The 12024-nt window shown below is 63.7% G+C and carries 9 protein-coding genes and 1 pseudogene; 2 read left to right on the forward strand and 8 right to left on the reverse strand.

Annotation, left to right across the window (positions count from 1 at the left end; all coding sequences use genetic code 11):
* On the reverse strand, positions 1-385 hold a 385-nt coding region (locus EN943_RS28420; RefSeq protein WP_164778422.1), incomplete at its 3' end, for a response regulator transcription factor.
* 129 nt (positions 386-514) lie between these two features.
* On the opposite strand from EN943_RS28420, the gene EN943_RS28425 reads away from it, so the two are divergent.
* Positions 515-2284, forward strand: coding sequence for an ATP-binding protein (locus tag EN943_RS28425; protein WP_127415532.1), 1770 nt, complete (start codon positions 515-517; stop codon positions 2282-2284).
* 169 nt (positions 2285-2453) lie between these two features.
* Here the strand turns inward: EN943_RS28425 and EN943_RS28430 are convergent, their stop codons facing one another.
* The 6 genes and pseudogenes from EN943_RS28430 to EN943_RS28455 form a co-directional block, all read right to left on the reverse strand.
* A complete protein-coding gene (locus EN943_RS28430; protein ID WP_013529179.1) occupies positions 2454-3035 on the reverse strand; it encodes a CarD family transcriptional regulator in 582 nt (193 codons plus the stop codon).
* A 367-nt stretch (positions 3036-3402) separates the two neighbouring features.
* A complete protein-coding gene (gene fdxA, locus EN943_RS28435; RefSeq protein ID WP_013529180.1) occupies positions 3403-3741 on the reverse strand; it encodes a ferredoxin FdxA in 339 nt (112 codons plus the stop codon).
* 234 nt (positions 3742-3975) lie between these two features.
* Positions 3976-4362: an RNA-binding S4 domain-containing protein gene (locus EN943_RS28440; RefSeq protein WP_127297242.1), complete on the reverse strand. Its 387-nt coding sequence runs from the start codon at positions 4360-4362 to the stop codon at positions 3976-3978.
* 16 nt (positions 4363-4378) lie between these two features.
* A pseudogene (locus tag EN943_RS28445) lies at positions 4379-7803 on the reverse strand (helicase-related protein).
* A gap of 730 nt (positions 7804-8533) precedes the next feature.
* Entirely contained in the window at positions 8534-9259 is a 726-nt protein-coding gene (gene phbB / locus EN943_RS28450; RefSeq protein WP_027037159.1) for an acetoacetyl-CoA reductase, read from the reverse strand.
* Positions 9260-9352: 93 nt separating this feature from the next.
* A complete protein-coding gene (locus tag EN943_RS28455) occupies positions 9353-10531 on the reverse strand; it encodes an acetyl-CoA C-acetyltransferase (protein ID WP_127415533.1) in 1179 nt (392 codons plus the stop codon).
* A 301-nt stretch (positions 10532-10832) separates the two neighbouring features.
* Here EN943_RS28455 and phaR point away from each other — a divergent pair, with 301 nt between their 5' ends.
* Positions 10833-11444: a polyhydroxyalkanoate synthesis repressor PhaR gene (phaR, locus tag EN943_RS28460; protein ID WP_027037157.1), complete on the forward strand. Its 612-nt coding sequence runs from the start codon at positions 10833-10835 to the stop codon at positions 11442-11444.
* Positions 11445-11463: 19 nt separating this feature from the next.
* On the opposite strand, the gene EN943_RS28465 is transcribed toward phaR, so the two are convergent.
* The coding region (locus EN943_RS28465) for a citrate/2-methylcitrate synthase (RefSeq protein ID WP_281060862.1) at positions 11464-12024 on the reverse strand (561 nt) is incomplete at its 5' end.

A 12024-nucleotide genomic window follows, 5' to 3' on the forward strand; every position in this document is an offset into this window, starting at 1 on the left:
CCAGATAGGTGCCTCCGTTCTTGACCGCTTCGATGGCAGCGCCGAGTTCCTCGGGATCGCCGTCCTTGGTCAGGTAGGCGTTGGCGCCGGCACTGAGCGCGGCGCGCACCGTCCTCGGCTCGATATTGGCCGTCAGCACTACGATCCGCAGGCGTGGCGCCAAGATCCTGATGGTGGCGATGAACTGCATCCCGGCGACACCTGGCATGCCGAGGTCGAGGATCAAAAGGTCGGCGCGCGTGCTTCGCAGATGGCCAAGCAGCGCCTCGCCATCCGCAGCCTCGGCGACGACCGAGACATTGTCCATCGCCGAGATGAGCAGCTTCAGCCCCTCGCGCACGATGGCATGGTCGTCGGCGACTATGGCGGTGAGCGGGCGGTTCATCAGGGCACCATCCAGGACAGCAGCGGCGTATATGGATCGATCGCCAACCTATGCGAAACAGGTTGCCGGTAGATCAACGGTACCGGGGAAGACCGCCCGGAGAATACTTGGGGCAATTGGAGGGATTCGATGCAGGAAGACAAGATACGCCAGGCCCTGATCGAACTCCTGTATCGCAATTCCTACGGCGTGGTCATCTCCAACATCGTGATCTCGATGGCGGCGGTCTATGTGCTGAGAATGGCCGTTTCCGCCAATTGGCTGATCGGCTGGCTGGCGACGTTGTATCTGCTGACGGCTATCCGGGTGCTGGCGTCGCGCCGTTTTTTCAGCCGCTCCAGGGATCGCGACTCGATCTTGCGCTGGGCATGGCTGGCCACGGCGTTTTCCTGTATGTCGGGCCGTCTGTGGGGTGTGCTTGGCTGGGTCGGCTTCATGCCCGAGGCGCCGATCGTGCTATCCTTCACGGTCATCGTCCTGACTGGTCTCGTCTGCGGCACGGTACCGTCGCTGTCGGCCTTTCCGCCGGCGCTGGTTGGTTCCATCCTGGCCACGGTGGTGCCGGTCGCCTTGCGCTGCTTGACCACCCAAAGCGATATTTCCGGCGCCTTCCTGTTCCTGCTCGTATCGCTGGTGGCGATCAATTTCTACTACTGCCGTATCACCTACCGCATGCTGCGCGAAACCGTCAGCCTGCGACTGGAGAACGAAACGCTGGTCGAGCACCTGCAAGAGGAACGCGACAGGGCGCAGACCGCCGACCGAGCCAAGACGCGTTTTCTGGCAGCGGCGAGTCACGATCTGCGCCAACCGATCCATGCGCTCAGCCTGCTGGTCTCGACGCTTGCCATATTGGGGCAGCGCGGCGACGTACCCGCCGGCGAGGCGCGCGACCTGGCCAGCCGGGCGAAATCGGTTGTCAGCAACTTCAGTGGGCTGCTCAACGCTCTGCTCGATATCTCCCGGCTCGATGCGGGCATCGTCACGGTCGCGAGCGAGGCGGTGCCGCTGCACGACCTCTTTGGTGATCTTCGCAATGAATTCGCCGCCGAGGCGAAACAGCGCGGACTTACGTGGCGCGTGGTCGACAGTGGTCTCTACGTCGACAGCGACCCGATGATGCTGAAGCGTATCCTCAACAACCTGGTGTCGAATGCCCTTCGCTACACCAAGCAAGGTGGTGTCCTGCTGGGCTGTCGCCGGCGCGGCGCATGTGTGGAAATACAGGTCCTCGACAGCGGCCCCGGCATCCCGGCCGATCAGCAGGGGATGGTCTTCGAAGAGTTCGTGCAGTTGCAGAACCCGGCGCGGGACCGCACGCAAGGCCTGGGACTCGGGCTCGCCATCGTTCGCCGCACCGCCGAACTGTTGGGGCACCCCCTGAAATTGGTGTCGACGCCCGGACGCGGTTCCCTGTTTTCCATCACCGTCGCGAAGGCTCGCGCGGTGCAAGCTCACTTAGCGGTCGACACGACATCGCCGGCCAGCAGTGCCGCTGGCATCATGGTGATCGAGGACGAGGGCGATGTTCTCGATGCCATGGTGCGCTTGCTCGGCCTGGAGGGACATCGTGTCTATCCCGGCCGCTCCGCCGCAGAGACGCAGAAGGCCCATGCGGCGGCGCTGGCTGCCGGCGATGCGCCGGTCGACCTGATTATCGCAGACTACCGCCTCGAGAATGACACCACCGGCACCGACGCGATCCGTGCGCTTCACGCCCACATCGGCCGCGTTGTCCCGACCATCATCATCACTGGCGATACGTCGCCGGCGCGCCTCAAGGAGATCAGCGCCAGCGGTAGCCGTATCCTGCACAAGCCGATCGCCGACGAGGAATTGCGCGAAACCATTGCTGCGGTCTGCTTTGGCGGCAAGGCGGCAAGTGGCGACACACGTTAAACGAATGCGCGTGCTCGACGGCTCGGCGCGCCGGCAAGCCGCGATGCAGCACGCCGATGCGCAGTGCACCACCAACATCGAAGCTGCCGCCCGAAAGCAAAAGAGGCCCCGGTCAAACCGGAGCCTCCAATCGTTTCAGGCAGGATTTCTCGAATTAAGGCGAGAAAGATCAGGCAGCTTCTTCCTGCTCGGCCTCTTCATTGTCGGCCTTGGCGCCACGCTTGGGGCCCTTGTTGAGGTTGACCTCGATCAAGCGCACGGCTTCGGTTTCCGACATGCGGTTGACGGCCGCGATCTCGCGGGCCATGCGGTCGAGCGCCGCCTCGTAGAGCTGGCGCTCGGAATAGGACTGCTCCGGCTGGTTGTCGGCACGGTAGAGGTCGCGCACGACTTCCGAGATCGAGATCAGGTCGCCCGAATTGATCTTCGCATCATATTCCTGGGCGCGGCGCGACCACATGGTGCGCTTGACGCGGGCGCGGCCCTGCACGACTTTCAGCGCACGCTCGACATAATCCTCTTCCGACAGCTTGCGCATGCCGATGGAGGTCGCCTTGGCGACCGGCACCTTCAGGCGCATCTTGTCCTTCGAGAAGTCGATGACGAACAGTTCCAGCTTGTGTCCAGCAACTTCCTGCTCGTCGATCGAGACGATCTGGCCGACGCCGTGCGCCGGATAGACGATGTACTCGCCGGTCTTGAAACCGTGACGCGCAGCGGTGGACTTCTTCTGCGGGGTGATCGTTGCCATTACGCCCTGAACTCCTTGTTGTGGTACCGGCGTCCTGCCGGCCCGAACTCGCGCGATCGGGGAAACCGATCGTTAGCCGCACAACAGATGAACCCATCGGAAAAGCCGGACCGGCAAACCGCAACATTGCGACCGCCTGGCCCAGATCGCTCTGGTCCGAATGGGATTTTCACCTTTCAGTGATTTGGGGCGTCTGCGCCATAAATCGACGTTGTGTCACCGGCATGTTTCGCTGATGTAACACAAAAAGTCGGAAGAATCAAGGTTTTGCTGCACAAGCGAAGGCCACAGGTCAGCGCCGCCTGTCAAGCCGGTTAATCCGAGATGTCTCTTACCTTGCGTAATACCGACCTTGGCGGCCGTGTTGTCAATCGCCTTCGCCCGGCTCCGCCGAGAAGTATTTCTCGAATTTGCCGGCCTCGCCGTCGAAGGATTTGGCGTCGGCCGGCGGTTCCTTCTTGGCGGTGATGTTGGGCCATTTCTCGGCATATTCGGTGTTGACCTGCAGCCATTTGTCGAGGCCGGGTTCGGTGTCGGGCTTGATCGCGTCGGCCGGGCATTCCGGCTCGCAAACGCCGCAGTCGATACATTCGTCGGGATGGATGACGAGCATGTTCTCGCCTTCGTAGAAACAGTCGACCGGACAGACTTCGATGCAGTCCATGTATTTGCATTTGATGCAATTGTCGGTCACGACATAGGTCATCGGTCGGCTCCGGGACGTCCCATTTTGTTGGGCTTTTTCCGTCAGGTAACGCCTTTGTCGACCGCTTGCAAGGGTAGCCATTGCGGACGGTGCCGGTGTTTCCGGAATGGAATTCCAGACGGCAGGCCCGGCGGATGTCAGTCATGTCCCGCAGAGCGTCTGTTTGCGGGGCTCAGTTCTCGCCTCAGGCGTGTCGTTGTCCAAAGACCCTCGCGTGTTTTTGGACGCCGGGCATCAATCTTCGCCAAGCAAGCGGTCGGTCTGGCGACGTTCCTTCTTGGTCGGGCGGCCGCTGCCGGCCTCGCGCAGCCCCGGAATTGCATCGGGAGGGGCTTCGCCCTTCGGTGCGGGCGGTGGCGACATATCCTCGTAGAGCGTGCGGGCCTCCTCGGCCGGGCCGCGTCGCGTACCGGCGCCGAGCACCTTCCAGATGAAGATGCGCCGCTCGAGCGTGATGGTCAGGACGTCGCCTGGCTTGACCTGATCGGAGGCCTGCGCTGCTTTGTCGCGATTGATGCGAACCCGGCCGGCGACGACCAGCTTTGCCGCCAGCGAGCGTGATTTCACGGCGCGCGAGAAGAACAGCCATTTGTCGATGCGCTGGCGGCCTTCGGCAACCATCGAAGCGAGCCGGGTTCTACTTCTTCAACTGGTCGCGCAAGGCAGCGAGCTTGGCGAAGGGCGAATCCGGATCGAAACGCACCGGGCGCTCCTCGCGCGGCTTCGGCTGGAAGGCAGGCTTGCCGCCCCCTGGGCCTCGATCGGGACCCCCCTTGCCATCCGGCCTGCCGGCCTTCCAGTCGGGACGGCCCTCGCGGCGGTCGGGACGCTCGCCTTGCGGCCTGCCGTCACGTCGCTGTTCGCCTTCGGCCTGCGGCTTGGGTTTGAACTTCGAGCGGTCGAAGCGCGGCTTGCCGGCAGCATCGCGCCGTCCTTCATGGGCTGGACGTTCTCCGGGTGCAGCAGCGGCCGGTGCGCCGGCGGTATCCACGGGTGCATCGCTTCGGCCGCGTGCTTGTCCGTTGCGCGGGCGACTGTTCCTGCGGCTGTCGTCGCGGTTGCGCGGGCGCTGTTCGAAACGACCCTGCCGCCACAACAGGACGGGTTTTGGCGCTTCGGCTTCCGGCGCGGGTTCGCCGACAGCTGCTTCAGTCACCGCCGCAGGATCGTCCGGCGCGGCGTCCGTTGCGGGCGCGGCATTTGACACCAGCTCGGCCGGTGCAGCTTCTTCTGCCGCTGCGGCTTCAGTCTCCGCAGCTTCAGTCTCCGCCTGTGGTTCAACCGGTGCCGGTTCAACAGCAGCCTCGGCAACAGGCGCTTCATCTTGCATGGTTTCGACCGAAGCGTCCGCTTGTTCTTCCACGGCAGGCGCAGCAGGTTCCGCCGCGGCGCCGGATGTGATTTCGGCCGCCGTTTCCGAAACGGCCACTGCGTCCGATGCCGGCTCCGACCCTTCGACGGCTGCCTCTGCCGCGGCATCCGTTGCCGTGGCTTCGGCCGCTTTGGCCTGCTCGGCTCGTGCAGCCTCTTCCGCCGCAAGCTTCGCCATCGCCGCTTCGCGCGCGGCATTGTCCTGTGCTTCGAGCCGCGCCTTGACCTCGACGGCCGGCTTGGGCTCGGCACGGTAGCCCAATCCTTTGAGGATCTCTTCCATGTCGTCGGCGGTGGCGCCGAGGATCGACATCATCGGCGGCGTCACCATGAAGGACTGGCCGTCATAGGCGCCGTCCGGGCGCTGGCCGAGGCCGGGCTTCCAGTTGGTCGCCGGACGGATCAGATCCGCCAACCGTTCCAGGATGTCGATGCGCACGGCGCGGCGGCCGAGATTGCGGTAGCCGGCAAGCTTGTAGAAGGTCTTGTCGAAGGCCGGGTCGATGACCACCGAGGTGCGACCCGAGGCGAGCGCATGGACCACGTCGCCAAAACCCGGCTTGTCCTTGCCGTCATTCTTCAGCGCCCACAGCAGCGTCACCAGTCCGGCAGGCGCCGGCTTGATCAGCGCCGGCACGAAGACATGGTAGGCGCCGAAGCGCACGCCAAGCCGGCGAAGGGCGGCGCGGCCTTCCTGTCGAGCGACTTCATCTCCTCGGCGATGTCGCGTCGGTTGATGAGGCCGAAATTCTCAACCAGCTGGAAGGCGATGCCACGGCCGATGCCGGAAATCTGGTCGGCGCTTTTCAAGTCGACCAGCGGCTTCAGCAGCGACTCGATCTGGAAATTGACGAAACGCTCGGCACGCGCGGCGACCTTGTCGCGCGCCGGGCCGGTCAGTTGTTCGTCGGCCAGCAGCACCAGCCGCGGCTTCAGCGCGTCTTCGCCTGATACAAGGGTGCCGATCGGCGCACCGATCCAGCGCAGCGTGCCGTCCGAGCCGAGCGCGATGTCGCCATTGGCCGAGGCGCCGAAGCGTTCGGCGCGCGATTCGAACTCGGCGGCCAGCGCCTTCTGGGCAGCGGTGCGCACCGCCTTGGCGTCTTCGCCGCCGGCGGTCTGGTCGGCGGTGAAGCGGAACCCTTGCAGCTCGCCGACATGGTGGCCTTCGACAAGGACGGTTCCGGTAGGACTAATTTCGGCTTCAGGCATGGTATTTTCTCTAAGGCGCCGCATGAGGACGGAAGTCCTGCGGTCTACGAAGCGTTTCGTCAACCGCTCATGCAGCGCATCCGACAATCTGTCTTCGATTTCGCGCGTCTTTTCCTGCCAGTGTGCCTGATCGGCCAGCCAGCCGGGCCGGTTCGACACGAATGTCCAGGTGCGGATCTGGGCAATGCGATGCGACAGCGTGTCAATGTCGCCCTCGGTGGTGTCGGCGCGACGCACCTGCTCGGCCATGTAATTCTCGTCGACATGGCCGTGGCGTGCGAGGTCCGTGTAGATCGAGGCAATGAGGTCGGCATGCTGGGCCGGCGCGATCCTGCGGTAGTCGGGCAGGGCGCACGCTTCCCACAGCAGCGCCACGCGCTTGGCATTGGTGGTGAGTGCGCGGATGTCCTCGTCGCGCGACAGATGCTCGAGCGCCTGCGCGTCGACGGCAGGCAATGCCCGCGTCAGCCCCTCGACCGGGGCGTTGGTTTCGATCGAACGCTTCAGCGCATCGAGGCTGGCGAAGTCGAAATGCGCGGTGCGCCATTGCAGCACCTTCACCGGATCGAAGTCGTGGCCTTCGATCTTCTTGATCAGCTCTTCGTCCAGCGGGTCGACCTGGCCGGTGACGCCGAACGTGCCGTCGCGCAGATGCCGGCCGGCGCGGCCGGCGATCTGGCCAAGCTCGGCCGCCGTCAGGTTGCGATACTGGAAGCCGTCGAACTTGCGGTTCTGGGCGAAGGCGACGTGGTCGAGGTCGAGGTTGAGACCCATGCCGATGGCATCGGTGGCGATGAGGTAGTCGACATCGCCGGACTGGAACAGCGCCACCTGGGCGTTACGGGTGCGCGGCGAGAGCGCGCCGAGCACGACGGCGGCACCGCCTTGCTGGCGGCGGATCAGCTCGGCGATGGCGTAGACCTCGTCGGCGGAGAAGGCGACGATTGCCGTGCGCCGCGGCAGGCGGGTCAGCTTCTTGGAGCCGGCATAGGCAAGATGCGACAGCCTCGGCCGCGTCACCACCGAGACACCCCTCAGCAGGCGCTGCAGGATACCGTGCATGGTGGCGGCACCCAGCAGCAGCGTTTCCTGGCGGCCGCGCAGGTGCAGGATGCGGTCGGTGAAGATGTGGCCGCGCTCGAGGTCGCCGGCGAGCTGCACTTCGTCGATGGCGACAAAGGCGGCGTCGGTCTCGCGCGGCATGGCCTCGACGGTGCAGACCGAATATCTGGCGCCCGGCGGCTGGATCTTTTCCTCGCCGGTGATCAGCGCGACCTTGTGGGCGCCGACCTTTTCGCAGACGCGGGCGTAGACCTCGCGCGCCAGAAGCCTGAGCGGCAGGCCGATAATCCCACTCTCATGCGCCACCATGCGCTCGATGGCGAGATGGGTCTTGCCGGTGTTGGTCGGGCCGAGCACGGCGGTCACGTCGCGGCCCGACAGGATCAGCGGCTCTGTGTGTTTGGGCTGGATGTTCATCAACCTAGAATAAGGCTTCCGGGACCTGGAAATAAGGCTTCTGGCCTCTGGTTGTCGGGAGCGTGCCTCAAATGGCGCGTATGACAGGCGACACATAGGGATTTCGGGCGCGAAGCGAAAGCGGAATGTTCCGCCAGCGGCCAGAAGGTGATTTTGTCAAGCTTTCAATCGGCTGCGGATTAACGGATAGAACGAGTCTGGAACGAATCGGCGACGAATCAGTGACTCCCGCAGATTCAGCTTTTGTTCACGGCTACATGTGGATTTCGCGGCCACGACACGCACCACATGCTGAATCACTGAACTGGCCCGTTTCATGCTGAGAGGGCATTGCCGTTAACCTTTGCCGATGAACGATCACGGCGGCTTGGCGTGCCTCGACCAAGATTATGAAATTGTTGATCTTTCTTAATCTGCGTTAAGCAATTGGCAGGCGATTCCGGCTGTCGTCGTTAACGTTCAGCTCAAAGCCGGAACGAATCGGCGACGAATCAGCGATGGCGGAATTTTCCCGCTTTGTTCACCCCGATATCTTGTGTTGTGAACAGCTTATCCACCGAGAATACACAGGCTTGGGAGCAGGTTTTGCACAGGGCGGCCGGCGGCTGTTAACCTCTGCGTGCCGGATTGGGTCAGCAGCCGTTGTGGTGCCTTCGAAGGGACCATGCCGCCAACGAAAAACAGGCCGGTGTGCCGGCCCGTCGATCTCTCCGCCTACACCGCCGCGTCGTCAGGCGAAATACTGGCCGCCATTGGCCGTGATGGTCGAACCGGTGATGAAGCCGGCATCTTCGGATGCGAGGAAGACGACGCAGCGCGCGATTTCTTCGGGCTCGCCGAGGCGGCCAACAGGGATCTGCGGAATGATGCGCTCGTTGAGCACCTTCTCGTCGATCGCCTTGACCATCTCGGTGGCGATGTAGCCGGGACAGATGACGTTGACGGTGATGCCGGCGCGAGCCCCCTCCTGAGCGAGAGCTTTGCTGAAGCCGATATCGCCGGCCTTGGCAGCGGAATAGTTGACCTGGCCGGCCTGGCCCTTCTGGCCGTTGATCGAGGAGATGGTGATGACACGGCCGAACTTGCGGTCGCGCATGCCGCTCCACAGCGGATGCGTCATGTTGAAGACGCCGGACAGGTTGGTGTCGATGACCTCTTTCCACTGCTCGCGCGTGATCTTGTGGAACATGGCGTCGCGGGTGATGCCGGCATTGTTGACCAGCACCGAGACGGGGCCGAGATCGGCCTCGACTTGGCGGATGCCGGCGGCGCAGGCATCATAGTCGGCGACCGACCATTTGTAGACGGGAATGCCGGTCTCGGCCTTGAATTTCGCCGCTGCGGCGTCATTGCCGGCATAGTTCGCCGCAACCGAATAGCCGACGGTCTTCAATGCGATCGAGATCGCCGCGCCGATGCCGCGCGATCCACCTGTGACGATTGCTACCTTGGTCATGCATTTCCCCTTTTTTGATATCGCCCTGTTGTCGGGCTTGGCAGGCACTGGATACTAAACGGGCGGCTCGCGCCGCCCGTTTAGTGACTTTCTTCAGAGTGCTTCGATGCACATGGCGACGCCCATGCCGCCGCCGATGCACAGGGTGGCCAGCCCCTTCTTGACGCCGCGCCGGCGCATTTCGAAGACCAGCGTGTTGAAGACGCGGGCGCCGGACGCACCGATCGGATGGCCGATGGCGATGGCGCCGCCATTGACGTTGACGATCGAGGGATCCCAGCCCATGTCCTTGTTGACGGCACAGGCCTGCGCGGCGAAGGCTTCGTTGGCCTCGACCAGGTCGAGATCGCCGACCGACCAGCCGGCCTTTTCCAAGGCCTTGCGCGAGGCGGGAATAGGCCCGGTGCCCATGATCTGCGGATCGACGCCGGCGGTCGCCCAGGACACGATGCGCGCCAGCGGGGTGATGCCGCGTCTCACGGCTTCCGCTTCGCTCATCAGCAGCGCGCCGGCGGCGCCGTCATTGATGCCGGATGCATTGGCGGCGGTCACGGTGCCGTCCTTGTCGAAGGCCGGCTTCAGCTTGGTCATGGCGTCGATCGTGGCGCCGTGGCGGATATATTCGTCCTGGTCGACAATGGTGTCGCCCTTCTTGCCCTTGATGGTGACGGCGACGATCTCGTCCTTGAACTTGCCGGCCTTCTGCGCGGCCTCGGCCTTGTTCTGCGAGGCGAGCGCGAACTGGTCCTGGTCTTCGCGGGTGATCTGGAACTGACGCGCGACGTTTTCGGCGGTGTTGCCCATGTGATAGCCGTTGAAGGCATCCCACAGCCCATCCTTGATCATGGTGTCGATCAGCTTGAAGTCGCCCATCTTGACGCCGGCGCGCAGGTGCTGGGCATGCGTCGAAAGCGACATCGATTCCTGGCCGCCGGCGATGATCACCTTGGCGTCGCCGGTGGCGATCTGCTGCATGCCGAGCGCAATGGCGCGCAGGCCCGAGCCGCAAACCTGATTGAGGCCCCAGGCTGTGGTTTCCTTGGGCAGGCCGGCATTGATCGATGCCTGGCGGGCCGGGTTCTGGCCTTGCGCGGCGGTCAGCACCTGGCCGAGGATGACCTCATCGACCTCGCCTGGTTCGACACCGGCACGCGACAGCAATTCCCTGATGACGACGGCGCCGAGCTCATGCGCCGGGGTGGCGGCGAAGGCGCCGTTGAAGGAGCCGACCGGTGTGCGCGCCGCACTGGCAATGACGATGGAAGCGGACATTTTCTTCTCCAGACTTCAAGGGTGTTGCTCTGTCGTTGGGGACTTTTCTTGCCCTTTCCCAACCCCAAGTCAAACCGGAAATGGGCATGAGGCCCATGCGCCGCAAGCAGGCCGTGCCTTGCCATGGCGGCCATTCGTCCATTGCTGCGCAGCATATTTTGCCTGCTATGCAGCATTTAGTGATCCCGCACTGCACAAACTGCTTGGAATTGTGAAGCTTTTGCGCATATCCTCAAAAAAAAGGCACAATCGTTATCGGCGGCTTGCTCAGAGGCGCGCCGGTGTCCCCGGGAGGATGTAGATGGCCGCTAAAGACGATCCGATCATCATCAAGAAATACGCCAATCGCCGCCTCTACAACACCGGCACCAGCACCTATGTGACGCTCGAGGACCTCGCCGAGATGGTCAAGAAGGGCGAAGAGTTCACCGTCCAGGACGCCAAGACCGGCGATGACATCACGCATCCGGTGCTGACCCAGATCATCTTCGAACTGGAGAACAAGGACGGGCAGAACATGCTGCCGATCCCGTTCCTGCGCCAGCTCATCGCCTATTACGGCGACCAGATGCAGATGATCGTGCCGAGCTTCCTCGAGCAGTCGATGCTTGCCTTTTCCAAGGAGCAGGAGCGTTTTCGCGAGCAGATGAAGGGGGCGATCGGCAAGTCGCCGCTCGACATGATGAAGATCACCACGCCGATCAAGGCGCTGGAGGAACAGACACGCCGCAACATGGAAATGTTCCAGAACGCGATGCGGTTGTTCACGCCGTTCCCGCCCGCCGGCACCGCGCCAGCCGCCGCGCCGTCGCCCGAGCCGGCCAGGAAGGAAACGTCAGAAAAACCCGACGATCTTCAGGAACTGAAGGACCAGATCGCGGCCATGCAGCGCAAGCTCGACACGATGTCCTGAGCTTATTGCTCTTGCGACCTTACGCCAGCGCGCCCTCATAGCGGCCGCGCGGCCTGATGATGCTTCCGCTTGTTATCTGTTCGACCGTGTGCGCCGCCCAGCCGACACTGCGTGCGAGCGCAAACAGGCGAAACGGTGCATCGCGCGGCAAGCCAAGGCTGCGCGTCAGCGCGGCCAGCCCAAAGTCGATGTTGGGAAGCGCGCCGGTCGCCGCAAAGGCAGCGTCGCGCAGCGACGATAGTGTGCCGTCAACCTCGATCACCGACAGAAGCGCTGCCCCTCGGGGATCGCCGTCGGGATAGAGCTGATGACCGAACCCCGGCAGCGGCCGGTCATGGCTGAGCCAGCGCCGGATCGTCGCATCGGTGCCATGTCGCGCCGCATCCTCGGCCAGTTGCATCACCGCCTCGCCGGCGCCGCCATGACGTGGTCCCGATAGCGTCGCGAGCCCAGCGAGCAGGCAAGCGGCCAGCGGCGCGCCGGTCGAGGCTGCGACGCGCGCGGCGAAGGTCGACGCATTCAGTTCATGATCGGCGAGCAGGACAAGTGCACGGCGGATCGCATCGACGCCGCCGGCATC

It is taken from the genome of Mesorhizobium sp. M7A.F.Ca.US.006.01.1.1 (assembly GCF_003997935.1).
GTDB lineage: Bacteria > Pseudomonadota > Alphaproteobacteria > Rhizobiales > Rhizobiaceae > Mesorhizobium.

Coding starts and splice junctions, on each gene's coding strand:
- EN943_RS28455 (WP_127415533.1), bottom strand. CDS start 10,531: ATGTCCGCTTCCATCGTCATTGCCAGTGCGGCGCGCACACCGGTCGGC.
- EN943_RS28440 (WP_127297242.1), bottom strand. CDS start 4,362: ATGGTTGCCGAAGGCCGCCAGCGCATCGACAAATGGCTGTTCTTCTCG.
- EN943_RS28425 (WP_127415532.1), top strand. CDS start 515: ATGCAGGAAGACAAGATACGCCAGGCCCTGATCGAACTCCTGTATCGC.
- phaR (WP_027037157.1), top strand. CDS start 10,833: ATGGCCGCTAAAGACGATCCGATCATCATCAAGAAATACGCCAATCGC.
- EN943_RS28430 (WP_013529179.1), bottom strand. CDS start 3,035: ATGGCAACGATCACCCCGCAGAAGAAGTCCACCGCTGCGCGTCACGGT.
- phbB (WP_027037159.1), bottom strand. CDS start 9,259: ATGACCAAGGTAGCAATCGTCACAGGTGGATCGCGCGGCATCGGCGCG.
- fdxA (WP_013529180.1), bottom strand. CDS start 3,741: ATGACCTATGTCGTGACCGACAATTGCATCAAATGCAAATACATGGAC.